This window comes from Saccharothrix longispora, from assembly GCF_030852425.1.
GTDB lineage: Bacteria > Actinomycetota > Actinomycetes > Mycobacteriales > Pseudonocardiaceae > Actinosynnema > Actinosynnema longispora.
Genome location: NZ_NSDM01000004.1, coordinates 204,253 through 230,047 on the forward strand (window position 1 = coordinate 204,253; position 25,795 = coordinate 230,047).

Consider the following 25,795-nt stretch of genomic DNA (forward strand, 5'->3'; position numbering starts at 1 on the left):
GGGGAGGTGACGGGGATGCCGAGCTCGCTGATCGTCGTGGGACTGGTCGTGGCCTGGTTGGTCGTCCTCGTGCCGATGGTCGCCCGCAAGCGTGCCGACGCTTCGCGCGGGAGCATGGAGGAGGAGTACGACGCCATGCCCGACGCCGAGTTCGACGACGACGAGTACGACGAGTACGACGAGCCGGAGGCGGACTTCGGGCACCGCCCGTACCGCCCGGGCCGGGGCGGCTTCGACCCCGAGACCGCGGCGATCCTGGCGCAGGCCAAGTACGCGTTCCGCCGCCGCGTCGTCGGCACCCTGTTCCTGAGCGCCCTGGTGACCGGCGTGGTCGCCGGCTTCGTCCACCCGCTCGTGTGGTGGGCCCACGCCGCCGTGGACGTGACACTCGTCTCCTACCTCGTGTACCTGCGCATCCAGGTGCGCGTCGAGGAGGACGTCCGCGCCCGCCGCCAGGCCCGCCTCGGCCGCTCCCACCGCCGCCCCGCGCGGCACGTGGGCGAGGGCGCCGAGCGGTCCGCCGCGCACCACCCGCACGACGAGGCGGAGGTCACCGACCAGCACGGACTGGCCCCGCGCCCGCGCTTCCAGCACCAGGTCCGCCCCGGCACGGTCGTGGTGGACGCCGACGACGAGGACCCGGTGTTCGTCGAGCTCGACGGCCCCGAGGCCCTCCCGTACCGGCGGGCGGTGGGCGAGTAGAGGGGGGTGGCGGAACCACCCCCCGGCTACTGATATGCTTCCCCCGCACGACAACGGAACACGGGGCTGTAGCGCAGTTGGTAGCGCGACTCGTTCGCATCGAGTAGGTCAGGGGTTCGATTCCCCTCAGCTCCACCAGAGGTCAAGCTGTACGAACACCGCGGAGGCGGATTCCGGTAACACGGAATCCGCCTCCGTCGCGTTGGGGGCGGCGCGACCGTCACGGCAGTGCGCGCAGGTCGCGCCGGGAAGCCCCGGGTCGACCGGTCCGCCCTCGGCCGATCATTCTCGATGACCACCCCGCGGTCGCGGGCTCCCCGGGTCGTCGTGGCGGCGGCGACTGGACGCGGGATCGACCCCGGCGTCCGGGCGGTTCGCGTGGAACATCCCTCACGCGGGTGACGTCAGGGTCGAATCATTCCACCCATCCACCGCTTCAATTCTTTCATTCCGCACGATTGCGGATCTGCACTCGTGCGTTGACCGTGGGTATTTGCACGAAAGCCGTGCGTGTGATTGTCCGTTCGGCTACTCGGAAGAAGGCGGAGAAGGTAATTTGGAGTTGGCTCGTCCCGCTGATTCGGAGGTGTCCGAGTGATCTCTCGAAGAGGACTGTTGGTGGCTGCCGGGTCGGGTTTGGCGACGACCGTCGTGGGCTGCGGCATCGCCGCCAGGACCGCTGCGACAGAGCCGGTGAGGTCGTGGTTGGTCGAGTTGGGCACGTCGCTGTTAGGCGAGGTCGCGGGAGAGTTGGTGGAGGGTGGGAAGTGGGTCTTCCGGGAAGCGTGGGCGCAGTGGGCGGAGCCCTCGAAGACGGTGGCGGGGCAGCAGGCTGATGAGGGGTACGGATTCGTCGACCCGTCGGTGTACGGGCACATCGTCCCGGAAACGACCCTGATCGCTTTTCCAAGACCGCCAACCGCGACCGTGCCACGGATCGGCTCGGCTGCGTTCGCGCCACGGGCGAGGCGATCGTCCTGGAGAACTGGGCCTGGCGCGGGCTCATGGCGTTCATCAGGGCCGAGGTCGAGGGCAAAGAGGAGAAGGATCGCGTCCATTTGCTGCAGTTGCTGGCGAAGACGGTGATGCCGCACGGTGCGGCGGTGCCCGCCAAGACCCCGATGGAGACGTTCGAGTACGTGAACTACCCCGCCCGGGATGGTGGCGTGGAGATCGTCAAGTTCATCGACGCGGGCAAGGCCAAGGTGACGGTGACCGCGTCCGGGTACCACAGCACCGCCGCCGGATCGCCTACTTCGCTGACCTTCGAACTGGCTTAGCGGTCTTCGGGCGGGACGCCCTCGCTCGTTCGCGGCCGGGACGGGGCGCGCCCTCCCGCACGATCAGGTCGGACACCGGTTCGTCGGGACGGCGGTCACGCGGGCCGGAGGGCGTACCGCCGTGGCGTCGAGGCCGGCGGACGTGTGCGCGAAGCCCTACCCGTTGGTGTGACTAGGATCGCGCGGTGCGCTTTGTGGCCGATCTCCACATCCACTCCAAGTACTCCCGGGCGTGCAGTCGCGACTGCGACCTCGAACACCTGACGTGGTGGGCTCGCCGCAAGGGGATCTCGCTGGTCGGCACGGGCGACTTCACGCACCCGGCGTGGTACGACCACCTCACCGAGAACCTGGTCGAGGCAGGCCCCGGGCTGTTCCGACTGCGCGGGGACCTCGACCGCGACATCGACCGCACGCTGGCGCCGTCGCTGGCCGGCGCGCCCGTCAGGTTCATGCTGTCGGTGGAGATCTCCACGATCTACAAGCGCGACGGCCACACGCGCAAGGTGCACCACCTCGTCTACATGCCCGACCTGGAGTCCGCGGCGCGGTTCAACGCGCGGATGGCGAAGATCGGCAACATCGGGTCGGACGGGCGGCCCATCCTCGGGTTGGACTCGCGCGACCTGCTGGAGATCACGCTGGAGTGCGGCGGCTACCTGGTGCCCGCGCACGTGTGGACGCCGTGGTTCGCCGTGCTCGGCTCGAAGTCGGGGTTCGACGCGGTCGACGACTGCTACGCCGACCTCGCACCGCACGTCTTCGCCGTGGAGACCGGGCTGTCCTCCGACCCGGAGATGAACTGGCGGGTGTCCGGGCTCGACCGGTTCCGCCTGGTCAGCAACTCGGACGCGCACTCGCCGCCCGCCCTCGGGCGCGAGGCCACGCTGTTCGACACCGACCTCGACTACTACGCGGTGCGGCGCGCGCTGGAGACCGGCGAGGGGTTCGACGGGTCGCTGGAGTTCTTCCCCGAGGAGGGCAAGTACCACGTCGACGGCCACCGCAAGTGCGGCGTGCGCCTGGAACCGCGGGAGACGTCGGCGCACAACGGGATCTGCCCCGAGTGCGGCAAGCCGCTGACCGTCGGCGTGCTCAGCCGGGTCGAGGAGCTGGCGGACCGGCCGTCGGGTTCGCGGCCCGCCGGCGCCGCCGGGTTCACCAACCTCGTGCCGTTGCCGGAGATCGTGAGCGAGATCGTCGGCACCGGGCCGAAGAGCAAGAAGGTGCTCGCAGAGGTCGACAGGCTGACCGCCGCACTGGGGCCGGAGCTGGTGATCCTGCGGGACGTGCCGGTGGACGACATCGCCGCGCACTCGCCGCTGCTGGGCGAGGCGGTGACCAGGCTGCGGCGGGGCGAGGTGGTGCGGGACGCCGGGTACGACGGCGAGTACGGCGTGATCCGGCTGTTCGAGCCGGGGGAGCTGGAGCGGCGGAACTCGGCGTTCGCGCTGTTCGACACCGAGCCGGCCGCCGGCGCGGTCGTCGGCACCCGGCCCGCCGAGTCCGCCGTGGACAGTCCGATCGCACCGCGGCCGCCGGCGTCCCCTCCCGCCGCCCCGACCGCTGCCGCCCCGACCGCTGCCGCCCCGACCTCAGCCGCCCCGGGCGGTTCCGCGCTGCTGGACGGCCTGGACCCCGAGCAGCGCGCGGCGGCGTCCGTCGAGTCCGGTCCGCTGCTGATCATCGCCGGTCCGGGCACCGGCAAGACGCGGACGTTGACGCACCGGGTCGCGGACCTCGTGACCAGGCGCGGTGTGCCGGCGTCGGAGTGCCTCGCGATCACGTTCACCCGGCGCGCGGCGGAGGAGATGGCCGAACGGCTGGCCGTGCTCGCGCCCGGACACGCGTCGGCGTTGACGATCGCCACGTTCCACTCGCTCGGCGTGGTCATCCTGCGTGAACACCACTCGTCGGCGGGGTTGTCACCCGCTTTCGGGGTGGCGGACCCGGACCAGCAGCTCGCCGTCGCCCGCACCGTCGTCGACGACGACAAGGAAGCCAGAGCCCTCGTCGCCGCCGGTGACGGCCGGTACAAGAAGGCGCTGCGGGCGCGGGACCTGGTCGACTTCGACGACCTCATCGCCCTGCCGCTCGCGCTGCTGGAGGAGTCGCCGGACCTCGTGGACGCCTACCGCGCCCGCTGGCGGTGGGTGTCGGTGGACGAGTACCAGGACGTGGACGAGCAGCAGTACCGCCTGCTGCGGTTGCTCGCGCCCGCCGACGGCAACCTGACCGCGATCGGCGACCCCGACCAGGCCATCTACCGCTTCCGGGGTGCCGACGTCGGGTTCTTCCTGCGCTTCCGCGAGGACTTCCCGACCGCGCGGACCGTGCACCTGACCCGCAACTACCGCTCGTCCGCCGCCGTGGTGACCGGTGCGCTCGACGTCATCGCGCCGTCGTCGCTGGTGCCGGGCCGCGAGCTGCACCCGATGGTCGACCACGGTGCCGCGCCAGTCGGGGTGCACCACGCGGCGTCCGAGTCGGCGGAGGCGGCGTTCGTGGCGCGGACGGTCGAGCAGGTGCTGGGCGGCGCGTCGTTCCACGCGTTCGACAGCGGCCGGGTGTCGTCGGACGGCACGGCCGACCTGGGGTTCTCCGACTTCGCGGTGCTCTACCGCACCGACCGCCGGTCGCGGGCGCTGGTCGACGCCCTGACCACGGCGGGCCTGCCGTTCCAGAAGCGGTCCCACGACCGGTTGGCCGACCGCCCCGGCGTGGCCCGGATCGCGGCGGAGCTGCGTGCGGCGACCGGTGCCACCGTGCTGGAGCGCGTGCGCGCCGTGGCGGGCGACGACCACACGGCGTACGAGCTGCTCAAGCCGCTGGCGGTCGAGTGCGGGGACGACTTCGAGCGGTTCCACACGTCGCTCGCGCTGGGCGTCGAGGTGGACACGTGGGACCCGCGCGCCGACCGGATCTCGCTGCTCACGCTGCACGCGTCGAAGGGCCTGGAGTTCCCGGTCGTGTTCATCGTCGGCTGCGAGGACGGCCTGCTGCCGATGCGCCGGCCGGGTGACGACGACGCGGCGGCGGTCGACGAGGAGCGGCGGCTGCTGTTCGTCGGGATGACCAGGGCGCAGCGCCACCTGTTCCTCAGCCACACCGCGACGCGCCCCAGGTCGCCCTTCCTGGCGGACCTCAAGGCGTTCGAGCAGATCGGCGCCCCGCAGCCGAAGCGGAGGAAGAAGGGGACCCAGCTCAGCCTGTTGTGAGGTGCCGGGGACGGGCGCTGGGCCTGCACGATCAGGTGATCATGGCCCTGGACATGTACGTGAACGGGTCCCGCCCCTCGGTTGACCATGACGAAACCCCGAGCGACCACCCCCGACCACGGCGAACCCCGGGAGGACGGACCACCGGCACCCGCCGCACCCGCGCGCACGGCCCCCGACGCCGCGACCGGTGGCGACGGTGGTGGGCGGAGCGGGAGCGGGGTGCCGGGGCACCGGCGGGAGCCGCGGGTGGGGCGGCGGGCGCGGTGGTCCTGGTGCCCGGTGGGGTAGCGGGGCGGGTGCGCTGGGCGGGGGTGCACCGGACGGGGAGCGGACGGGCGCGCGGTGCGGCGTCGATCACGGTGTGGCCCCGCGGCGTCGATGGTGGTGCTGAGCGTGGTGCTGACCCTTGATTGGTATGGACCATAACGCGGCGGTATGACCAGGTCGGCATATCCGCTGTCGTCCCGCGCCGGCTAGCGTCGGTGGCACGGCCCCGCACCCCGTGTCACCACCCTGCAAGGAGACAGCGGATGACTCGACGCACCGTCGCCGCCGTCGCCGTGGCTGTCCTGGGCGCTGCTGGAACCGCAGCGGCGCTGGCCACCACGGCGACCGCCGGTCCACCCCCGTCGCCACCGGCCGTGGACGGCGGCCTGGTCGCCGCCATGGCCCGCGATCTGCACATCACGCCCGACCAGGCGATCGTCCGGATCGGCCGGGAGGCTGCCGCGTCCCGGACCGAGAGCGCGCTGAGGGCGCGGCTCGGCCCGGCGTTCGCGGGGGCCTGGTTGAACGCCGACGCCACGCGACTGGTGGTCGGCGCCACCGACCCGTCGCAGGTCCCGGCCATCGAGGCGGCCGGGGCGGAGGCCCGGGTCGTCACCCTTTCGGCGGGCCGGCTCGACGCGCTCAAGGCCGTGCTCGACGACAACGCGCGCAACGCCCCCGACACGGTGCCCGGCTGGTACGTCGACGTGCCCACCAACACCGTGGTGGTGCTGGCTCGGGACGTGGCGCACGGTCGGGCGTTCGCGCGGGCGAGCGGCCTCGCGGAGGGCGACGTGCGGGTCGAGCGGTCCACCGAGGACCCGCGCCCGCTGATCGACGTCATCGGCGGCAACGCCTACTACATCGGCAGCGGCTCGCGGTGCTCGGTCGGGTTCGCGGTGGAAGGCGGGTTCGTCACCGCCGGGCACTGCGGGCGGACCGGCGCCGCCACGACCCAGCCGAGCGGCACGTTCGCCGGCTCCAGCTTCCCCGGCAACGACTACGCCTGGGTGCGCACGGCGGCCGGCAACGCCGGGCGGCCCCTGGTCAACCGCTACCCGGGCACGGTGCCGGTGGCCGGGTCGACCGAGGCCCCCGTCGGCGCCTCGGTGTGCCGGTCCGGCTCCACGACCGGCTGGCGCTGCGGCACCATCCAGCAGAAGAACGCCTCCGTGACCTACCCCGAGGGCACGATCACCGGCCTGACCCGCACGAACGCGTGCGCCGAACCCGGCGACTCCGGTGGGTCGTGGTTGACCGGCGACCAGGCGCAGGGCGTCACCTCCGGCGGCTCCGGGAACTGCACGTCCGGCGGGACGATCTACTTCCAGCCGGTCAACGAGATCCTCCAGGTCTACGGCCTCCGGTTGGTCGTCAGTGGCGGCACACCCCCGACCGGCACCACCTCGCCGACCACCACGACCACGAACCCGGGCCAGACCACCTGGCAGCCGGGCGTCGCGTACTCGGCCGGTGCCCTCGTGGCCCACGACGGCGTCGGGTACAGGTGCTTGCAGGGGCACTCGTCCCAACCGGGCTGGGAGCCGCCGGCGGTGCCGGCCCTGTGGCAGCGCGTGGACTAGCGGCGGCGTCCGCGCGCGTGGGGGGTCCGGCTCCGGCCGGGCCCCCCTTTCCTCGTTCCGGGGAATCGGGCGCGCATGACCAGGGCGTACCCCGCGGGCGACCGTTCGGGGACCTGTCCGCCACACCGCCACTCGGGCAGAACCGGCCGGACAGCGCCGGTGGCGGGGTCCGCACCCGTACCCTGAGGGGCGACGAGAAGGGGCGGTGCGCGTCGTGGAGCTGGCCGGGTCGCTGTTGGCGTGGCTGCACGGCTGGGTGGGCGTGTCCCTCTGCCCGGGTGACTGGGCGTGGACCGTGACGGCGTTCGGCGCGCTGGTCGGCGCGCTGCCCACCCTCGCCGCCCTGCTGTCGATCACCGTGCGCCGGGTCGTCGGCAACTCCTACGGGCCGGTCACCGGCGCGATCTTCGCCGTGGTGGGCGTGACCAGCACGTTGGCGTTGCCGTGGGTGGCGTTCTCGGCGGCGTTCACGTTGCTGCGCACCTCGGCGCTGCCGGGCACGGCCTCGCTGGCCGGCTCGCCGTGTCGGGCGTTCACGCAGTTCGACTACCTGGTCGGCGCGCCGTCGATCATCGAGGCGTTCAGCGGCGGCCGGGTGTTCTTCCTGGTCGCGGCGTGCGTGACGGCGCTGCTGGCGCTGCTGTGCCTGCTGTTCGTGATGCTCCAGGCCGGTTCGGCGTTCCGCCTCGGCCCGAACTGGCCGCGCCGCGTGTTCTGGCCGCCGTTCGTCGTGTTGCTGCTGGCCACGTCGGCGCTGCCGGTCACGCTGGTCGGCCACCTGCTGCTCGGGTTCTTCCCCGTCGCGCTCGTCGGCTCCCTGGTGGTGCGGGTTTTCGGGTTGACTACCGCCATGCTCAACCGCCCCGGTCGCGATCGCGGGAACCCGACCCCGCAGCCCGCGGTGTCCAGAACGCCGCCGCCCCACCAGTCGTCGAACCAGCCGATCGGCCAGCAGCCGTCGGGCCGGCAGTCGGCGAACCACCAGCCGTCGAACCACCACTCGGCGGGCCACCACTCGGCGGGCCGGCTGCCGTCCGGTCACCAGTCGTCCGGTCACCAGCCCCAGAAGCCGCCGCCGTACCAGGTGGAGAAGCCGCCGCCCTACCAGCCGGCGCAGATCCCGCCCTACCAGCCGCACGGCGCGCCGCCGAAGCCGCCGCCGTACCGGCCGACCCCGCCGCAGCGGCAGTACCCGCCCACGCGGATCGCCGAGGTGCCGCCGGAGCCGCCGAAGCCGACCCGCGTGGAACAGCCGGCGCAGCTGGCCGACACGCCGGGCCCGCTGCCGTTCGGCCCCGGCGCGTCGTCCGCGTCCAACCCGGCCCCGGCACAGGACTCGGGCAAGGTGTGGAACCCGGCGGGCGGCCGGTTCCGGCGCATCCGCCAGCTCGGCCGGGGCGGGTTCGGCACGGTGTGGCTGGCCGTGGACGAGCAGCTCGCGCGCACCGTCGCGGTGAAGCTCGCGCACGCGCCCGACAACGACACCGAGCAGCGCATGGTGCGCGAGGCGCGGGCCCTGGCGGCCGTGCGGCACCCGAACTGCGTGCGCGTGTTCGACATCGTCCAGGACCCGGACGGCCTGGCGATCATCATGGAGTACATCGACGGCCGGCCGCTGTCGGACGTGGTGCTCAAGAGCGGCCTCCTCGCCGACACGCTCGCCGCGCGGCTGTGGGTGAACATGGCGGACGCGCTGGTCGCGGCGCACGAGCAGGGCGTGCTGCACCGCGACGTGAAGCCGTCGAACGTCATCGTCGACACCTCCGGCACGGCGCACCTGATCGACTTCGGCATCGCCCGCTCCAAGGGCGACAGCACGCTCACCGCGACCGGGATGATGGTCGGCACGCCCGACTTCCTCGCCCCGGAAACCGCGCGCGGCGAGGCCGCGAGCCCCGCGTCGGACGCCTGGCAGCTGGCCGCGACGGTCAGCTACGCGCTCACCGGCCACCCGCCGCGCGGGTCGCGGGAGAACCCGATCTCGTCGCTGATGGCCGCCGCGCAGGGCGAGCCGTGCGTGAAGCTGCCGCAGCGCAGCGCCCACACCCGCCTGCTCACCAGCGCGCTGGACGCCGACCCGGCCAAGCGCCCGTCGCTGACCGCGATCAGGGCCGAGCTGAGCACGTGGATGTCGCAGGCCGGCCTGAGCAAGGAAGGGCCGGTCACCAGGATGATCGACCGGCCGGAGCCGCCGACCCGACCCGTGCGCTGACCCGGCGGCACGCCGGGAACGCGGGCGCCACCGCCGTGGAGCCCCGGGCGTGCGCGTCGGTCGGATCGCGAGGAGTTCGATGTCGGTTCCCGGACATCGACCACTTCCGAGCTTCCCGCGGCCCTGGCGTGATCGGCGCCGCGCTGCCGGTCGAGCGGCAGCGCGGCGCCGATCACGGCGTCAGTTCCAGGACGGCAGCCACTTCTGGGCTTCCCACATCTCCGGGGTGATCGGTGTGCCGTTGAGGATCGGCCACAGCCACACGAAGTTCGCCACCACGAGGCCCACGTAGAGGGCCACGGCCAGGCGGCCCGTGCCGCGGCGCTCGGGGCCGTCCGTGCGGCGGCCCAGGACCTCGCCGAGGGCCAGCGCGATGCCCAGCACCAGGAACGGGGCCATCGGCATCGCGTAGAAGTAGTACATCTGGCGGTCGACGTTGATGAACCACGGGAGGAAACCCGCGCCGTAGCCGACGAGCACGGCGGCGTAGCGCCAGTCCAGGCGGGCGATCGACTGCCACAGCGCCCAGGCCAGCACCGGGAACGCCAGCCACCACAGGGCGGGCGTGCCGATCAGCATGATCGCGCCCACGCACGTCGCCGCGCCGCAGCCGGTGACCGCGCCCTCGAAGTAGTAGAGCATCGGGCGCAGGCCCATCGGCCACGTCCACGGCTTCGACTCCCACGGGTGGCGGTTCGTCTCGGACGTCACCAGGCCGGTGTGGAAGTCGTACACGTTGGTGGTGTAGTACCAGAGCGCCCGCAGCGGGGCCGGGACGATGCCGTCCTCGGGGATCTTCACGCCCGCCACGTGCCGGTCGATCGCGGTCTCCGAGGCGAACCAGGACCACCACGTCGCCAGGTACGCCAGGACCGGCACGAGCAGCAGGGCGAACAGCGACGGCAGCAGGTCCTTGGCCGCCGCGCCCAGCCACGGCCGCTCCACGCCCGCCGCGCGCCGCGCCGTCGCGCTCCACACCACCGACAGCACGCCGAAGAACGCGATGTACCAGAGGCCCGACCACTTCACGCCGCACGCCAGCCCGAGCGCGATGCCGCCCGCGAACCGCCACCAGCGGAAACCGAGCCACGGGCCGTAGGGGGACGCCGTCGCCCACCCCTCGCGCACCGCCACCGCCAGCCTGGCGCGCACCTGGTCCCGGTCGACGACCAGGCACGCGAACGCCACCACCACGAACAGCGTCAGGAAGGCGTCGAGCATCCCCATCCGGGACTGCACGTGGCTCATGCCGTCCGCGATCAGCAGCACGCCCGCGAGGGCGCCGACCAGGTCGGACCGGGTCAGCCTGCGGGCGATGCGCACCACCAGCAGGATCGTGATCGTGCCCGCGAGCGCCGCCGTGAACCGCCAGCCCACGCCGTCGTAGCCGAACAGCCACTGGCCGACGGCGATCAACTGCTTGCCCAGCGGCGGGTGCACGATCAGCTCGTACCCCGGGTTGTCCTCGTACCCGCCGTTGCGCAGCACCTGCGCCGCCTGCGGCACGTAGTGCTTCTCGTCGAAGATCGGGGTGCCCTTGTCGGTCGGGAACCCGAGGTTCCAGAACCGCACCACCCCGCCGATCAGGGCGACGGTCAGCGTGACGAGCCAGCCGCGCAGGGCCGTGCTCAGCGGGCCGGGTTCGAGCAGGCGCGCCCGCGTCTCGCGGTCGTTGCCCGGTGGCGGGCTCGCCGGCGGTACCTCGCCGGCGGTGACCACGTCGTCTGCGGACTGCGGTGCGATCAGGCTCACGGGGCCGATCGTAGGGTGAGCGGTGTGAGTCCTGTATCTGGATCAGGCCGTTTGGTGCTCGCGGCTACGCCGCTCGGCGACGTCCGAGACGCATCGCCTCGGCTGGTCGACGCCCTGGCCACCGCCGACGTCGTCGCGGCCGAGGACACCCGGCGGCTGCGCTCCCTGGCGGCGGCCCTCGACGTGACCCCGGCGGGACGCGTCGTCAGCTTCTACGACCAGGTGGAGACGGCGCGGCTGCCCGGCCTGCTGGAGGCGCTGCACGCCGGGCAGACCGTGCTGCTGGTGACGGACGCCGGCATGCCCAGCGTGTCCGACCCCGGCTACCGGCTGGTGGCGGCGTGCGTCGAGGAGGACGTGCGGGTCACCTGCCTGCCCGGCCCGTCCGCGGTGACGACGGCGCTGGCGGTGTCGGGGCTGCCGTCGGACCGGTTCGCGTTCGACGGCTTCCCGCCCCGCAAGGGCGGTGAGCGGCAGCGCTGGTTCGCCGGGCTGCGGAACGAGCCGCGCACCGTCGTCTTCTTCGAGTCGCCCCACCGGCTCGCGGCCACCCTGGCGGACGCGGTGACCGTGCTGGGGGCGGAGCGGCGGGCGGCGGTGTGCCGGGAGCTGACCAAGACCTACGAGGAGGTGCGGCGGGGGACGCTGGCCGAGTTGGCCGAGTGGGCGGAGGGCGGTGTGCGCGGCGAGGTCACGGTGGTGCTGGCGCCCGGTGAGCCGAGCGCCGCGCCGTCGGTGGAGTCGCTGGTGGCCGAGGTCAAGCAGCGGGTGGCCGACGGGGAGCGGCTCAAGGCGGTGGCTGCCGAGGTGGCGGAGGCGGCGGGCGTGAGCAAGAAGGCGCTCTACGACGCCGTGGTCAGCGGGGGCTGACCGCCCGCACCGCGACGGCGGGCAGTTCGCCGGTGTTCGGGATCAGCCGCGCCACGGATCCTCGTCCCACGTGCCGCTGACGGCGTCGCGGGCCGCGGCGACGCTCGCCTCGAACTCCGCGTCGAGCCCGGGGCGGCCGTGCCGGCGCCGGAACACGTCGAGCACCGCCCTGCCGCCGGCCCTCGGAGCCGGGCCGATCGTCGACGCTGCGCGGCCGTTGCCGGTGACGAGGACCGTCTCCTCGGCCTCGTCCGGCACGGCCGAGGAGTGCCGCGAGGCTTCGGAGGCCGACACCCCCTCCTCGATGTCAGACCACCTGATCGCGGACGTCGGACACCCCTGGACGGGGCACCGGTCCGGTCGTGGTCGGCGGGGGCTGGTCGAGCCAGACCAGCTCGGTGTCGCCGAACGCCCGGTGCGCCTCGGCGACCTGCTCGGCCGAGTGCGCGATGTGGGTGCCGGTCGAGCCCCACAGGTACGCCTTGTCCGGGCCGGCGAGCTGCACGCCCCAGCCGACGAACGTGATCGCGGGTTCGCGGCGGAACGCGCCGTAGAGGGCGAACATCCTGGGCTCGGCCGCCATGACCTGGTCAAGCAAGTCGTCCTTGGTCATGCCGCGAACGCTAAGGCTAGAAAGCTCGCGCATAAGTACACCTTCGAGTGATCGTCTTCGTGGGTCGGGGCGGCCAGGATCTCCGGCATGACCCGCAACGACCCGTCGGCCCTGCGCTGGCTCGTGGGCGTCGAACTGGCGCACTACCGGAAGCTCAGCGGCGTGACGCTCGCCGGGGCCGCGGCGGCGGCCGGCATCACGCGCGCCAAGGTCGGCCACATGGAGACCGGCCGCCACCAGCAGTTCCCCGACGACGTCGCCGCGCTCATGGAGGTCTACGGCGCGGACCGGAAGGACGTCGACCGGCTCGCCTCGCTCGCGGGCAGCTCGACCGGGCGGAGCTGGTGGGCGCCGTGGTCCCACCTCCTGCCGGACTGGTTCAAGACCTTCGTCGGGTTGGAGGGACTGGCCGAGGCCGAGCTCTGCTTCGAGCCGATGGTGCTGCCGGGGCTGCTCCAGACCGAGGAGTACGCCCAGGCGATCACCGAGGCGACGGGCTTCGTCCGGCGGGACCACAGCGAGCGCTTCGTGTCGTTCCGGGTCGCGAGGGCGAAGCGGCTCACCGACGACCACCCCCTCGAACTGCACGCGGTGATCGGCGAGGCCGCGCTCCGGCTGGAGGTCGGGTCGCCCGAGGTGCGGCGGGAGCAGTACGCACACCTGGTGGACCTGGCCGAGCGGCCCAACATCACCGTCCAGGTGCTGCGTCCCGAGGACGGGCCGCACGCGGCGACGACCGGGCACCTGGTGGTGCTCGACTTCGAGCGGGCGCAGTCGATCGCCTACGCCGAACGCCTCGACGGTGCCGTCTACGTGCAGGACCAGGACGACGTGCGGACCCATAAAATGGGGGTGGACGACCTGCGATCGGTGGCGTTGTCCGCTCAGCAGTCCCTCACGTTGATCCGGTCGTTGATCGACGGCGGATAGCCAGGGAGGCTCCGTGTCCGAGCCGCGGTGGTTCAAGAGCAGTCACAGCGCGAACAACGGTTCGTGCGTCGAGGTGGCGTTCGCCGGGGCCGGGGTCCTCGCGCGCGACTCCAAGAATCCCGCCGCCGGGCACCTGCGCTTCCCGCGCACCGCCTGGGCGAGGCTGCTCCGCACGACCGGATAGGGGTGTCCCCACCCGCGAAAACCCGCCGGCGGGGCCTCCGTAGGCTTAGCACATGAGTGCCTCCGTGTTGACCGCGGTGGCGTGGCCGTACGCCAACGGCCCCCGCCACATCGGTCACGTCTCCGGTTTCGGTGTCCCCTCCGACGTGTTCTCCCGCTTCATGCGCATGTCGGGGAACCGGGTGCTCATGGTCTCCGGCTCCGACGAGCACGGCACCCCGATCTCCGTCCAGGCGGAGAAGGAGGGGCTGACCACGCGCGAGCTCGTCGACAAGTACCACCGCGTCATCGCCGACGACCTGCACGGCCTGGGCCTCTCCTACGACCTCTTCACCCGCACGACCACCGGCAACCACTACAAGGTGGTCCAGGAGCTGTTCCTGGCCCTGTGGCGCAACGGCTACGTCGTCCCCAGGACCGAGATGGGCGCGATCAGCCCCTCCACGGGCCGCACGCTGCCCGACCGCTACATCGAGGGCACCTGCCCGATCTGCGGCTACGACGGCGCGCGCGGCGACCAGTGCGACAACTGCGGCAACCAGCTGGACCCCGTGGACCTGAAGAACCCGCGCTCGCGGATCAACGGGGAGACGCCGAAGTTCGTCGAGACCGAGCACCTGTTCCTCGACCTGCCGCAGTTCATCGACGCGCTGGGCTCCTGGCTCCAGACGCGCACCGAGTGGCGGCCGAACGTGCTCAAGTTCAGCCAGAACCTGATCGGCGACCTGCGCCCGCGCGCCATCACCCGCGACCTGGACTGGGGCATCCCCATCCCGCTCGACGGCTGGCGCGACCAGCCGATGAAGCGCTTCTACGTGTGGTTCGACGCGGTCATCGGCTACCTGAGCGCGAGCGTCGAGTGGGCGCGCCGCAGCGGCGACGACGACGCCTGGAAGGAGTTCTGGACGGGCGACGCCCAGGGCTACTACTTCATGGGCAAGGACAACATCGTCTTCCACTCGCTGATCTGGCCGTCGCTGCTGCTCGGCCAGAACGGCCAGGGCGCGAAGGGCGGCGAGCCGGGCGCGTTCGGCGCGCTCAACCTGCCCACGGAGGTCGTCTCCAGCGAGTTCCTGACGATGAGCGGGTCGAAGTTCTCGACCTCGCGCGGCACCGTCATCTACGTCACGGACTTCCTCAGGCAGTTCGGGCCGGACGCGCTGCGCTACTTCATCTCGGTCGCGGGCCCGGAGAACCAGGACACCGACTTCACCTGGGAGGAGTTCGTCCGCCGGACGAACTTCGAGCTGGCCAACGAGTGGGGCAACCTGGTCAACCGGTCCGTCTCCATGGCCCACAAGAACGTGGGGGCGGTGCCGCGGCCGACGAGCCCCACCGCCGCCGACCACGAGCTGCTGCTGCTGTCGAACAAGGCGTTCGACGTCGTGGGCTCGAACCTGCGCCGCTCCCGGTTCAAGCAGGCGTCCGGCGAGGCGATGAAGGTGGTCGCCGCGGCCAACCGGTACCTGTCGGACCAGGAGCCGTGGAAGCTCAAGGACGACCCCGAGCGCCGCGACACCGTGCTGCACACCGCGCTGCAGGTCGTGCAGGACGCGAACACGCTGCTCACGCCGTTCCTGCCGCACTCCGCGCAGAAGGTGCACGAGCTGCTGGGCGGCACGGGCGTGTGGGCCGCGCAGCCGGAGCTGACCGAGGTGGCCGACCTGGACGTGCCCGACCGCGAGTACCCGGTGCTGACCGGCGACTACGCGGCCGAGCAGGCGGAGTGGCGGTCCACGCCGATCGAGGTCGGCCGCCCGCTGGCCAAGCCGGCGCCGCTGTTCGCCAAGCTCGACCCGGAGCTGGGCGAGACCGGTCCGGAGTGGGCGCCGATCGTCAGGTGAGCAAGCGCAGGGGTGAGCGACCGCCGGTGCCGGAAACCCTCCCGGCGCCGGTGGTCGACGCCCACACCCACCTCGACGCCTGTGGCGCGAAGACGCCGCGGGACGTGCGGGAGGTGCTGGACCGGGCGAACGCGGCCGGGGTCGACCGCGTCGTCACGGTCGCCGACGACCTCGACTCCGCCCGCTGGGCCGCCGAGGCCGCCACGTGGGACGAGCGGGTCTTCGCGGCCGTCGCGCTGCACCCGACCCGCACGTCGGACTTCGGCGACGACGTCAGGGCCGAGCTGACCCGGCTGGCCGGGCTGCCCCGCGTCGTCGCGATCGGCGAGACCGGCCTCGACTACTACTGGGACTACGCGCCCAGGGACGCCCAGCACGAGGCGTTCCGGTGGCACGTCGACCTGGCGAAGCGGGTGCGGAAGCCGCTGATGATCCACGACCGGGACGCGCACGACGACGTCCTCGCCGTGCTGGACTCCGAAGGCGCCCCCGACGAGGTGGTGTTCCACTGCTTCTCCGGCGACCTGGCGTTCGCGAGGGCGTGCGTGGAGCGCGGGTTCGTCCTGTCCTTCGCGGGCACCGCCACGTTCCGCAACGCCCACGCGCTGCGCGAGGCGGCCCGCTGGGTGCCCGGCGACCACCTGCTCGTGGAGACGGACGCGCCGTTCCTGACTCCGCACCCGTTCCGAGGTCGCCCGAACGAGCCATATTGCGCGGCCTACACCCTCCGCGACATCGCGACGCTGCGTGAGGAAGATCCGGCCGACCTGGCCACCATGATCACCCGAACCGCCGAACGGATCTTCGGGCTTCGTGACGTGGCGGAGTCGTAGCAGGCGCTACGACGAATGGACGACACACTTGCTCCGCTGACGGGGTGACTGAACTCACAAGCTCCGCCGGGGTGTTGGCACAACCCCCGTCGACCCGTTACGGTCCCGTGACCGTGCCCCGTGTATCCCCCGTCAGGGGCACACCCGCAGTCGGGGCGGGTTGACACACACCAGAAGCGAGAAGCACCGAACAGCACGGGAGTTGCCGGAGATCACGAGTTGACCACCGACATCGCACGTGCGCGTGGCGGGACTTCGCGCCTTCAGGAGGTATGGAACCCCGTGAACTCGTTCAACGAGGACACCGACTGGTTTACGCCCGTGAAAGCCACCCCGGTGGCGACCACGTCCGTGGACGTCCTGGACAGACCGGGACCGCTCTACGACGTGGACAACTCGGGCTGGGAGACCGCGGTCTTCAGCATCACGCCCGACGACGTGCTCGACGTCCTGGGCCCCGAGGCCGACGAGCTGCTGGCGAACGCCAACGTCGACGTCGACGAGCTGATCCGGCTCATCAACGCCGAGACCACGTTCCTCCCCCCGATCACCATCCCCGACGAGGTCTCCCAGGACCGGGTCGCGGGCGCACTGGCCGCCGAGCGGCCCGACGCCCCGCCGGCCGCCCTGGTCGAAGCCGCGGGGAAGTGGAAGCGGCGCTTCCTGAAGGCCGCGGTCGCCACCGTGCTGGTGACCATCTCCGGTGGCGGCGCGACCGCCATCGCCATGGACAAGTCCGTCACGGTCGACGTGGACGGCGAGGCCAAGACCGTGCGGACCTACGAGTCCACCGTCGGCGAGATCCTCGCGGACGAGGGCATCGTGGTGGGTGAGCACGACGCGCTGAGCCCCAGCCCCCAGGCCAAGGTCGGCGACGGCGGCAAGATCTCGCTGGACCGCGGCCGCCTGGTCAGGATGACCGTGGACGGCGAGCAGCGCGAGGGCTGGGTCCGCTCGGTCACCGTCGACGAGGCGCTCGACCAGATGCAGGTGGCCGACGAGGGCGCGTGGCTCTCCCACGACCGCGGCATGGACGTGCCGCTCCAGGGCCTGTCCCTGGAGGTCAAGAGCCTCAAGACGGTCACGCTCTACGACGGCGGCAACGAGCCCCGGCAGATCCGGACCAACGCCGTCACGGTCGAGGAGCTGCTGAAGGGCGAGAACCTCTCCCTGGGCGCCGAGGACAAGCTCGAAACGGCGCTGGACCTGCGCGTCACCAACGGCGCCGAGGTGCACATCACCCGCACCGGCGTGTCCGTGATCAACGCGACGGAGGCCATCCAGCCCCCCGTCGAGGAGGTCAAGGACGACACGATGATGAGGGGCCAGAAAGAGGTCCTGGAGCCGGGCGTGCCCGGCGAGCAGATCGTCACCTACCGCGTCACGCAGAAGAACGGCCAGGAGATCGCGCGCGAGAAGCTGGGCGCGAAGGTCACCAAGGAGCCGGTCGCCAAGAAGGTCAAGGTCGGCACCAAGCTGCCGCCCGACGGCGCGGTGTGGGACGCCCTCGCCCAGTGCGAGGCCACCGGCAACTGGGCCATCAACACCGGCAACGGCTACTACGGCGGCCTCCAGTTCAACAAGAGCACCTGGGACGCCTACGGCGGCGCCCAGTACGCCGCGTACCCGCACCAGGCGTCCCGCGAGCAGCAGATCGCGGTCGCCACGAAGCTGCGCGACGCGCGCGGCGGCTACTCGGCGTGGCCCCACTGCCGCTCGAAGCTGGGCCTGCCGTAAGAATGCACGCGTGACCAACGCTTCAGCGTCGACCGGCCCGGGGAGCTCGCTCCTCGGGCCGGCTGACGTTCGCCGGCTCGCCGCCGAGCTGGACGTCCGCCCCACCAAGAAGCTGGGGCAGAACTTCGTGCACGACCCGAACACGGTGCGCCGCATCGTGGCCGCGGCCGAGCTGACCGCCGACGACGTCGTGCTGGAGGTCGGGCCGGGCCTGGGGTCGCTGACGCTGGCCCTGCTGCCGTCGTGCCGGGCGCTGGTGGCGGTGGAGATCGACGGGAAGCTCGCCGAGCGGCTGCCGGTCACCGCGGCCGAGCGCGCCCCCGCGCTGGCCGACCGGCTCACCGTCGTGCACGAGGACGCGATGCGGGTCACCGCGGGCTCGCTGCCGCTGGCGCCGACCGCCCTGGTGGCGAACCTGCCGTACAACGTGGCCGTGCCCGTGGTGCTGCACCTGCTGGCCGAGCTGCCGTCGCTGCGCACCGGCCTGGTGATGGTGCAGTCCGAGGTCGCCGACCGGATGGCCGCGGGCCCCGGCAGCAAGGTCTACGGCGTGCCGAGCGTGAAGCTCGCCTGGTACGCCGACGCCCGGCGCGCGGGTCCGGTGTCGCGCGCCGTGTTCTGGCCGGTGCCCAACGTGGACTCCGCGCTGGTCGCGTTCACCCGCCACGAACAACTGTCCACAGTGGACAAGAAGTTGCTGTTCTCGTTGGTGGACGCCGCTTTCGCGCAGCGGCGCAAGATGCTGCGCGGCGCGCTGGCCGGCTGGGCCGGGTCGGCCGCGGCGGCGGAGCGGTTGCTCGTCGAGGCCGGGGTCGACCCCGCCGTCCGGGGCGAACAGCTCGCCGTCTCCGACTTCATCCGGATAGCCGAGGTCGCGTCCACCCGATAGTCGTTGATCTTTCGGCCGAACGTGTGATTTGCCGAACGATCCTGTTTCGGACTTGCGTCAGGCGCGGGTCGTCGGGTGTACTCGGTGCTGCCATCCCGAGCGGCCGAGAGACCTGGCTCTACGACGCCGCAGCAACCACTCCTCCACAGGGGCAGGTGCTTCAGCCAGGACCGATGGAGGATCACATGCCCAGGATGCTGCTCACGCGAAGGCGGGTCGTCGACCACGGCCGCCGCACGGCCTCGGGCTGTCGCAGCCTCTAGGAGAGCCACGCGCCCGGTCACCGGGCCGCTTTTCGATCCTCGCCGTCCCCTCCGGGACGCCTTCCTGAGCTGAGCCCGCCGGTTGCCCGCGCCACGAGCGCGGGCCGCCGCACGCCTTCGTGGAGTGAAACCGTGATCACTGTCGAGAACCTCACCAAGACCTTCCCCGGGAGTACCGGCCAGGTCCGCGCGCTGGACGGCGTGAACCTCGACGTCGCGGCCGGCACCGTCCTGGGCGTCGTCGGCCCGAGCGGCGCCGGCAAGTCCACGCTGGCCCGCTGCGTCGCCCTGCTGGAGCGCCCGGACAGCGGCGCGATCCGCGTGGACGGCACCGACCTCGTCTCCCTCGACGGCACCGCCCTGCGCGCCGCCCGCCGGCGGATCGGCGTGGTCCCCCAGGGCGACTCCCTGCTGCGCCAGCGCACCGCCGCGGGCAACGTCGCGCTGCCGCTGGAAGCCGCGGGCGTCGCCGGGCCGCAGCGCCGCAGCCGCGTCGCCGAGCTGCTCGACCTGGTCGGCCTGACCGACAAGGCCGGCTCGTACCCCGACCAGCTGTCCGGCGGCCAGCGCCAGCGCGTCGCCGTGGCCCGCGCGCTCGCCGCGTCCCCGTCGGTGCTGCTGGCCGACGAGCCGACCTCGGCGCTCGACCCCGACACCACCGGTTCCGTGCTGACCGTGCTGGACCGGGCGCGCGCCGAGCTGGGCGTGACCGTGCTCGTCGTCACGCACGACATGGGCGTGGTCCGCAGGATCTGCGACGACGTCGCGGTGCTGGAGGGCGGCCGGGTCGTGGAGCACGGCAAGGTGCTCGACCTGGTGTCCGACGCGGCCAGCCGCACGGCCGCCTCGCTGCTGCCCGCCGTGGACCAGAACCCGGGCGCGGAGGCCGCGTTCGACCGGGTCGCGGACGTGGTGCTCGTCGGCTTCGCGGCCGTCGGCGCCCTGCTGCCCGAGGCGACCAGCCGGTTCGGCGTCGACCTGAACCTCCTGGGCGGCGGTCTGACCCGCCTGGGCGAGACCCCGGTCGCGCGGTTCCGCGTCGGCCTGAAGGGCGAGCGCGCCGACTCGGCGCTGGAGTGGATCTCCGAGGCCGGGGGCTCCGTGCGCAGGACCCTCGCGGGTCCGCAGGGAGTGGCTGCGTGAGGTCTGCGACACCCTGGTCCACCGTGTTCGACCACCTGCTCGTCGCGACCGGCGAGACGTTGTACATGGTGGCCGTCTCCACCCTGGTCGCCACCCTCCTGGGTGTTCCCGTCGGCGTCTGGTTGCAGCTCACCGCCCCCGGTGGGCTGCGCCCCGGGCCTCTGCCGCACAAACTGCTCGGCTTCGTGGTGGACCTGGGGCGGGCGATGCCGTTCCTGGTCCTGCTCGTGCTGCTGACGTCGTTGACGCGGCTGGTCATCGGCCAGTCGATCGGACCGACGGCGGCCATCGTGCCGCTGTCGGTCGGCGCCATCCCGTTCGTCGCCCGGCTCGTGCAGAACGTCCTGGCCGAGGTGCACGTGGCGGTCGTCGAGGCCGCCGTCACCACCGGCGCCTCGACGTTCCGCGTCGTGCGCAGCGTCCTGCTCCGCGAGTCGCTGCCCGCCCTGGTCAACGCCATCGGCGTCACCGCGATCGCCCTGCTCGGGTACTCGGCCATGGCCGGCGTGCTCGGCGGCGGCGGTCTCGGCGACCTCGCCGTGCGACTCGGCTACCAGCGCTTCGACGACCGCGTCCTGTGGTCGACGGTCGCGGTCCTCGCGGTCGTCGCGACGCTCATCCAGTTCTCGTTCAACCGCGTGGCGCGCGGTGTCGACCGCCGCCGCACGGCCTCCGTCTGAGGCCCCCTCTCCTCCACATCCAAGGAAAGCCATGCGTATTCGTGCTGCCCTGCTCGCCGTGCTGCTGACCGCGGTGGGCTGCGGAAGCGGCGCCCCGACCGGTGCCGCCTCGGACCCGGACGCGGCGCTCAGGGTCGGTGTGAGCCCCGTCCCGCACGCCCAGGTGCTGCGGTACGTGGCGGACAACCTCGCCGCGTCCAAGGGCCTGAAGGTCGAGGTCGTCGAGTTCACCGACTACGTGCAGCCCAACACGGCGCTGGTCGACGGCTCACTGGACGCCAACTACTTCCAGACCGTCCCCTACCTCGACACCTTCACGTCCGAGAGCGGCGCGGCCCTGGAGTGGATCGGCCCGGTGCACGTCGAGCCGCTGGGCGTGTACTCGAACAAGCACGAGTCGCTCGCCGACCTGCCCGAGGGCGGCCGCGTGGCCGTCGCCAACGACGCCACCAACGAGGCCCGCGGCCTCACGCTGCTCCAGGACAACGGCCTGATCAAGCTCAAGGCCGGCACCGAGAAGACCGCGACCGTCCGCGACATCGAGGACAACCCGAAGGACCTGGAGTTCGTCGAGCTGGAGGCCGCGCAGCTGCCCCGGTCCCTGGAGGACACCGACGCGTCCGTGGTGAACGGCAACTACGCCATCGACGCCGGCCTCAAGCCCGCCGAGGACGCCCTGGCGCTGGAGGCGGCGGAGGGCAACCCGAACGCCAACGGCCTGGTCACCCGCGCCGAGCTGAAGGGCGACAAGCGGATCGCCGACCTGCTCGAACTGCTCCAGTCGCAGCAGGTCGAGGACTACATCCGGACCGAGTTCGCCGGTTCGGTCCTGGCGGTCTGACGGTGCGGCGCCCCCGCCCCCCGGTCGGGGGCGCCGCCGTGCCTCACCCGCAGGCGAGCGGCCCGCCGCTGTAGGAGAACCGGTCCACCGAGTACGGCCCCATCTGGAGCGACGCCGACAGGTACACGCAGGTGTTCGCGGTCCCGGTGACGGCCACCCCGCCCGCGTAGGTCGTGTACACGCCGGAGTCGCTGCCCGCGTACGACAGGTTCGCCCGGCGCAGCGTCACGCTCATCTGGTGCGAGCCGGACGCGTTGTCGTACACCACCGCGCAGTTCGTGCCCCCGTTCACGCTGCTGTAGTACAGGTGGACGCTGCCCTGCGTGTCGCCCAGCCGGTTGGTCAGCACCTTCGGGAAGCCGCTGACGGGCGAGCCGGGGCACGAGCTGACGAGCTTGTAGGGCGCGGGCGTGCTGGGCGCCGCCTGCGCCGTCGGCGTCACCAGCGCCACGCCGGCGAACGCCGCCAGGGCCGCGAGGCCAAGGGTCTTCTTCATCGGGTCTCCCCCTCTTCGATCGGACCCGCACAGCCTGGCGAGGCCGTCTAACAACCCCCTAACAACCACGTCGCCGCAGGTGGGGCGTGGGGTGGCGCGGACGACCCGCAAACGCCCGTAGGCTCATGGCGTGCTCGCAGTCGTCCCGCCCCCGGTCACCGTCCGCGTCCCGGCCAAGGTCAACCTGCACCTGGCCGTCGGCGATCCCCGCGCGGACGGCTACCACGACCTGGTGACGATCTTCCAGGCCTTGTCGCTCACCGACGAGGTCACTGTCGCCACCGCCGACGACCCCGGGGTGGAGGTGCACGGCGAGGGCGCCGACTCGGTGCCCACCGGGCCGTCCAACCTCGCGTGGCGGGCCGTGCGGGTGCTCGCCGAGCACGTCGGCCGCGACCCGGACGACCCGAAGGTCCGGATCGTCATCCGCAAGTCCATCCCCGTCGCGGGCGGCATGGCGGGCGGCAGCGCGGACGCGGCGGCCACCCTCGTCGGCCTCGCCTCGCTGTGGCGGCTGGAGGTCACCCGCGACGAGCTGGCCGACCTGGCCGGGAAGATCGGCGCGGACGTCCCGTTCGCCCTCTACGGCGGCACGGCCCTGGGCACCGACCGGGGCGACCGGATCGTGCCCGTGCTGGCCCGGCACACGTACCACTGGGTGCTGGCGTTCGACCGGCGCGGCCTGTCCACGCCCGAGGTGTTCGGCGAGCTGGACCGGCTGCGCGCGGACGGCGACCCGCCCCGGGTGGGCGAGGCCGAGGCCGTCCTGGAGGGGCTGTCGTCCGGCGACCCGAGGCAGCTCGCGCTGCTGCTCGGCAACGACCTCCAGGCTGCGGCCGTGTCGCTGCGGCCCAACCTGCGGCGCACGCTGCGCGCGGGCGTGAACGCGGGCGCGCTGGCCGGCATGGTGTCCGGCTCCGGGCCGACCTGCGCGTTCCTGTGCACGGACGGTGACTCCGCGGTGCGCGTGGCGGCCGAGCTGGCGGGCGCCGGCGTGTGCCGCACGGTCCGCGTCGCGCAGGGACCCGTGCACGGGGCGCGCGTCGTGGGCACCGAGGAGGCGCCCAGGCCGGCGCCGCCCGAGGTGCACGCCTGAGGGCTACTCGTCGGTCTTCCGCGCCGCCAGGGTGATCTCCGTGTCGCACGCCACGACCTGGCCGGCGGCGACGCTCTGCGCCGTCGTGGTCCAGTTCCGGTCGACGATCAGCATGCGGCCCCGACCGGTGGCGTCCTCCTCGCGCAGCTGGAACAGGCCCGCGTCCTGCATGGTGTCCTGGGCCTGCTGGTGCACCATGCCGACGACGTCCGGCACGGTGCACGTCTCCGGCGCCGTGTCCTGCCTGCCCGCGTCCTGCCTGCCCGCGTCCTGGCTGCCCTCGTCGGGCGGCACGGCGGTCGGTTCGCCCACGGCCGCGGTCGCGGTCGTCGTCGTCGCCGGCGGCGCGTCCCCCTGCCCGCTCCCGTCGTCGTTCACGACGCCGATGACGAACAGGACGGCCAGGCCGCCCGCGATCCACACCCACTTCGGTTGCGCCACCACCTGATTACAGCGCGTGAGGTGGCCGCGGGCACACCGCCGTTCCGGGAGCGCCGGCTAGGCTGGAGTGTCGCTGTGTCCTCGCGTTCCCGATGAAGGTGCTGGTAGATGGCCAACTTGGTCAACTTGGAGAACGTCTCCAAGTCGTTCGGCGTTCGCCCGCTGCTCGACGGCGTGTCCCTGGGTGTCGGTGAGGGTGACCGCATCGGCGTCGTCGGCCTCAACGGCGGCGGCAAGACGACGCTGCTGGAGGTGCTGGCGGGCCTCGCCGAACCGGACGAGGGGCGCGTCAGCCAGAACCGCGGGCTGCGCATGGCCGTGGTCACGCAGCGCACCGAGCTGGGCGAGGGGTCCACGGTGCGCAACGCCGTGCTCGACCCGCTCGGGTACGGCGCCGACGACCACGAGTGGGCCGCCGACGCGCGGGTCCGGTCCATCCTCGACGGCCTCGGCATCACCGGCTTCGGCCTGGACTCGCCGGTCGCCACCATGTCTGGCGGCGAGCGGCGTCGCGTGGCCCTGGCGGCGGCGCTGGTGCAGGACCTCGACCTCGTGGTGCTGGACGAGCCGACCAACCACCTCGACGTGGAGGGCGTGCGCTGGCTGGCCGACCACCTGCTGACCCGGCGCACGGCGCTCGTCGTCGTCACCCACGACCGGTGGTTCCTGGACACCGTGTGCACCCGCACGTGGGAGGTCGTCGGCGGGCGCGTCGAGCAGTACGAGGGCGGGTACGCCGACTGGACGTTCGCCCGCGCCGAGCGCGGTCGGCTCGCCGACACGCTGGAGGAGAAGCGCCGCAACCTGGCCCGCAAGGAGCTGGCGTGGCTGCGCCGCGGCGCGCCGGCCCGCACGTCCAAGCCGCGCTACCGCATCGAGGCCGCCGAGGCGCTGATCTCCGACGTCCCGCCGCCGCGCGACTCGGTCGAGCTGATGGCGTTCGCCAAGCGCCGCCTGGGCCGCACCGTGCTGGAGCTGGAGGACGCGACCCTCACCGTGCCGGACCGGGTGCTGGTGCGCGACCTGACGTGGCGGATCGGCCCCGGCGACCGGGTCGGCATCGTCGGCGTGAACGGGTCGGGCAAGACGACGCTGCTGCGCGCGCTCGCCGGTGAGCGGGAGCTGGAGGCCGGCAGGCGCATCCAGGGCCAGACGGTGAAGCTCGCGCACCTGAGCCAGGAGCTGCACGACCTCGACCCGTCGCTGCGGGTGCTGGAGGCCGTGGAGGAGGTCGCCCGGCGGGTCGTGCTGGGCAAGCAGGAGATCTCGGCGTCGCAGCTCGCCGAGCGGTTCGGGTTCTCGTCGCAGAAGCAGTGGACGCCGGTCGGCGACCTGTCCGGCGGCGAACGGCGGCGGTTGCAGCTGTGCCGGCTGCTGATGGCCGAGCCGAACGTGCTGCTGCTCGACGAGCCGACCAACGACCTGGACATCGACACCCTCCAGCAGCTGGAGGACCTGCTCGACTCGTGGCCGGGGACGCTCGTCGTCATCTCCCACGACCGGTACCTGGTCGAGCGCGTGTGCGACCACGTGGTGGCCCTCTTCGGCGACGGCGGGCTGACCGACCTGCCGGGCGGCATCGACGAGTACCTGCGGCGGCGGGACGCGCAGAAGGAGGCGCAGGCCCCGGCCCCGGCGCAGAAGGCGGCGTCCACGTCGAACGCGGCCGACCAGCGCGCGGCGCGCAAGGAGCTGGCCCGGCTGGAGCGGCGGCTGGAGACGTTGCAGAAGAAGGAGAAGGACCTGCACGCGAAGCTCGCCGAGGCCGCCACCGACCCCGACCGCCTGCTGGCCCTGGACGCCGAGCTGCGCGCCGTGCTGGCCGAGGCGGAGGACGTCGAGGGCCAGTGGCTGGCGGCCGCGGAGACCGCCGAGGGCTGACGCGCGGCCGGTGGCTCGCCCGGGCGGAGGTGCGGGCG

Annotated in this window: 22 protein-coding genes, 1 tRNA gene and 1 riboswitch; of the genes, 18 read left to right on the forward strand and 5 right to left on the reverse strand. The window is 72.6% G+C overall.

Annotated features, from left to right (window positions below):
• The first annotated feature begins 15 nt into the window (after nt 1-15).
• From sepX to CKY47_RS11785, 6 genes are all read left to right on the forward strand, one after another.
• Nucleotides 16-702, forward strand: a complete 687-nt coding sequence (gene sepX / locus CKY47_RS11760; RefSeq protein ID WP_306745758.1) for a divisome protein SepX/GlpR — start codon at nt 16-18, stop codon at nt 700-702.
• A 62-nt stretch (nt 703-764) separates the two neighbouring features.
• Nucleotides 765-840 (forward strand) — tRNA-Ala (locus CKY47_RS11765).
• A gap of 866 nt (nt 841-1,706) precedes the next feature.
• Complete coding sequence (locus CKY47_RS11770; protein WP_306745759.1) at nt 1,707-1,982, forward strand: hypothetical protein; 276 nt, start codon at nt 1,707-1,709, stop codon at nt 1,980-1,982.
• 185 nt (nt 1,983-2,167) lie between these two features.
• A complete protein-coding gene (locus CKY47_RS11775; RefSeq protein WP_442638266.1) occupies nt 2,168-5,200 on the forward strand; it encodes a UvrD-helicase domain-containing protein in 3,033 nt (1,010 codons plus the stop codon).
• A 533-nt stretch (nt 5,201-5,733) separates the two neighbouring features.
• Nucleotides 5,734-7,053, forward strand: a complete 1,320-nt coding sequence (locus CKY47_RS11780) for a carbohydrate-binding protein (protein WP_306745761.1) — start codon at nt 5,734-5,736, stop codon at nt 7,051-7,053.
• A 205-nt stretch (nt 7,054-7,258) separates the two neighbouring features.
• Entirely contained in the window at nt 7,259-9,265 is a 2,007-nt protein-coding gene (locus CKY47_RS11785; RefSeq protein WP_371320652.1) for a serine/threonine-protein kinase, read from the forward strand.
• A gap of 180 nt (nt 9,266-9,445) precedes the next feature.
• Here the strand turns inward: CKY47_RS11785 and CKY47_RS11790 are convergent, their stop codons facing one another.
• Nucleotides 9,446-11,017, reverse strand: a complete 1,572-nt coding sequence (locus CKY47_RS11790) for a dolichyl-phosphate-mannose--protein mannosyltransferase (RefSeq protein WP_371320653.1) — start codon at nt 11,015-11,017, stop codon at nt 9,446-9,448.
• Nucleotides 11,018-11,071: 54 nt separating this feature from the next.
• Here CKY47_RS11790 and rsmI point away from each other — a divergent pair, with 54 nt between their 5' ends.
• Nucleotides 11,072-11,887: a 16S rRNA (cytidine(1402)-2'-O)-methyltransferase gene (gene rsmI / locus CKY47_RS11795; RefSeq protein ID WP_306745762.1), complete on the forward strand. Its 816-nt coding sequence runs from the start codon at nt 11,072-11,074 to the stop codon at nt 11,885-11,887.
• Nucleotides 11,888-11,929: 42 nt separating this feature from the next.
• Here the strand turns inward: rsmI and CKY47_RS11800 are convergent, their stop codons facing one another.
• A complete protein-coding gene (locus tag CKY47_RS11800; RefSeq protein WP_306745763.1) occupies nt 11,930-12,181 on the reverse strand; it encodes a type II toxin-antitoxin system Phd/YefM family antitoxin in 252 nt (83 codons plus the stop codon).
• Between the two features lie 13 nt (nt 12,182-12,194).
• On the reverse strand, nt 12,195-12,500 hold the full coding sequence (locus CKY47_RS11805) for a hypothetical protein (protein ID WP_306745764.1): 306 nt from the start codon (nt 12,498-12,500) through the stop codon (nt 12,195-12,197).
• 87 nt (nt 12,501-12,587) lie between these two features.
• On the opposite strand from CKY47_RS11805, the gene CKY47_RS11810 reads away from it, so the two are divergent.
• The 9 genes from CKY47_RS11810 (at nt 12,588) to CKY47_RS11850 (ending at nt 21,843) form a co-directional block, all read left to right on the forward strand.
• Nucleotides 12,588-13,430 carry a helix-turn-helix domain-containing protein gene (locus CKY47_RS11810; protein ID WP_306745765.1) on the forward strand — a complete coding sequence of 281 codons (843 nt, stop codon included), beginning with the start codon at nt 12,588-12,590 and terminating at the stop codon, nt 13,428-13,430.
• A 13-nt stretch (nt 13,431-13,443) separates the two neighbouring features.
• Nucleotides 13,444-13,614 carry a DUF397 domain-containing protein gene (locus CKY47_RS11815; RefSeq protein WP_306745766.1) on the forward strand — a complete coding sequence of 57 codons (171 nt, stop codon included), beginning with the start codon at nt 13,444-13,446 and terminating at the stop codon, nt 13,612-13,614.
• Between the two features lie 52 nt (nt 13,615-13,666).
• Nucleotides 13,667-15,457, forward strand: a complete 1,791-nt coding sequence (gene metG, locus CKY47_RS11820; RefSeq protein ID WP_306745767.1) for a methionine--tRNA ligase — start codon at nt 13,667-13,669, stop codon at nt 15,455-15,457.
• A complete protein-coding gene (locus CKY47_RS11825; RefSeq protein WP_306745768.1) occupies nt 15,454-16,290 on the forward strand; it encodes a TatD family hydrolase in 837 nt (278 codons plus the stop codon). The genes metG and CKY47_RS11825 overlap by 4 nt, the downstream gene beginning before the upstream one ends.
• Nucleotides 16,291-16,572: 282 nt before the next feature.
• Nucleotides 16,573-18,027, forward strand: a complete 1,455-nt coding sequence (locus CKY47_RS11830) for a resuscitation-promoting factor (RefSeq protein ID WP_306745769.1) — start codon at nt 16,573-16,575, stop codon at nt 18,025-18,027.
• 10 nt (nt 18,028-18,037) lie between these two features.
• Entirely contained in the window at nt 18,038-18,916 is an 879-nt protein-coding gene (gene rsmA / locus CKY47_RS11835) for a 16S rRNA (adenine(1518)-N(6)/adenine(1519)-N(6))-dimethyltransferase RsmA (protein WP_306745770.1), read from the forward strand.
• A gap of 87 nt (nt 18,917-19,003) precedes the next feature.
• A riboswitch (SAM riboswitch) is annotated at nt 19,004-19,096 on the forward strand.
• A gap of 215 nt (nt 19,097-19,311) precedes the next feature.
• Nucleotides 19,312-20,322, forward strand: coding sequence for a methionine ABC transporter ATP-binding protein (locus tag CKY47_RS11840; protein ID WP_306745771.1), 1,011 nt, complete (start codon nt 19,312-19,314; stop codon nt 20,320-20,322).
• Entirely contained in the window at nt 20,319-21,002 is a 684-nt protein-coding gene (locus CKY47_RS11845; protein ID WP_306745772.1) for a methionine ABC transporter permease, read from the forward strand. The genes CKY47_RS11840 and CKY47_RS11845 overlap by 4 nt, the downstream gene beginning before the upstream one ends.
• 31 nt (nt 21,003-21,033) lie before the next feature.
• Entirely contained in the window at nt 21,034-21,843 is an 810-nt protein-coding gene (locus CKY47_RS11850; protein WP_306745773.1) for a MetQ/NlpA family ABC transporter substrate-binding protein, read from the forward strand.
• A 43-nt stretch (nt 21,844-21,886) separates the two neighbouring features.
• Here CKY47_RS11850 and CKY47_RS11855 read toward each other — a convergent pair whose 3' ends face one another.
• A complete protein-coding gene (locus tag CKY47_RS11855; protein WP_306745774.1) occupies nt 21,887-22,339 on the reverse strand; it encodes a hypothetical protein in 453 nt (150 codons plus the stop codon).
• Between the two features lie 130 nt (nt 22,340-22,469).
• Between CKY47_RS11855 and CKY47_RS11860 the strand changes: the two genes are divergently transcribed.
• Nucleotides 22,470-23,435 (forward strand): 4-(cytidine 5'-diphospho)-2-C-methyl-D-erythritol kinase, encoded by a 966-nt coding sequence (locus CKY47_RS11860; RefSeq protein WP_306745775.1) that lies wholly within the window; start codon nt 22,470-22,472, stop codon nt 23,433-23,435.
• Between the two features lie 3 nt (nt 23,436-23,438).
• Here CKY47_RS11860 and CKY47_RS11865 read toward each other — a convergent pair whose 3' ends face one another.
• Entirely contained in the window at nt 23,439-23,876 is a 438-nt protein-coding gene (locus CKY47_RS11865; protein ID WP_306745776.1) for a PASTA domain-containing protein, read from the reverse strand.
• Nucleotides 23,877-23,984: 108 nt separating this feature from the next.
• On the opposite strand from CKY47_RS11865, the gene CKY47_RS11870 reads away from it, so the two are divergent.
• Nucleotides 23,985-25,757, forward strand: a complete 1,773-nt coding sequence (locus CKY47_RS11870; protein ID WP_306745777.1) for an ABC-F family ATP-binding cassette domain-containing protein — start codon at nt 23,985-23,987, stop codon at nt 25,755-25,757.
• Nucleotides 25,758-25,795: the final 38 nt, after the last annotated feature.

Excerpts from the sequence above, each read along its gene's own strand:
- CKY47_RS11870 (WP_306745777.1), top strand. The coding sequence starts at position 23,985 with ATGGCCAACTTGGTCAACTTGGAGAACGTCTCCAAGTCGTTCGGCGTT.
- metG (WP_306745767.1), top strand. The coding sequence starts at position 13,667 with ATGAGTGCCTCCGTGTTGACCGCGGTGGCGTGGCCGTACGCCAACGGC.
- CKY47_RS11850 (WP_306745773.1), top strand. The coding sequence starts at position 21,034 with ATGCGTATTCGTGCTGCCCTGCTCGCCGTGCTGCTGACCGCGGTGGGC.
- sepX (WP_306745758.1), top strand. The coding sequence starts at position 16 with ATGCCGAGCTCGCTGATCGTCGTGGGACTGGTCGTGGCCTGGTTGGTC.
- CKY47_RS11810 (WP_306745765.1), top strand. The coding sequence starts at position 12,588 with ATGACCCGCAACGACCCGTCGGCCCTGCGCTGGCTCGTGGGCGTCGAA.
- CKY47_RS11780 (WP_306745761.1), top strand. The coding sequence starts at position 5,734 with ATGACTCGACGCACCGTCGCCGCCGTCGCCGTGGCTGTCCTGGGCGCT.
- CKY47_RS11855 (WP_306745774.1), bottom strand. The coding sequence starts at position 22,339 with ATGAAGAAGACCCTTGGCCTCGCGGCCCTGGCGGCGTTCGCCGGCGTG.
- CKY47_RS11805 (WP_306745764.1), bottom strand. The coding sequence starts at position 12,500 with ATGACCAAGGACGACTTGCTTGACCAGGTCATGGCGGCCGAGCCCAGG.
- CKY47_RS11770 (WP_306745759.1), top strand. The coding sequence starts at position 1,707 with ATGGCGTTCATCAGGGCCGAGGTCGAGGGCAAAGAGGAGAAGGATCGC.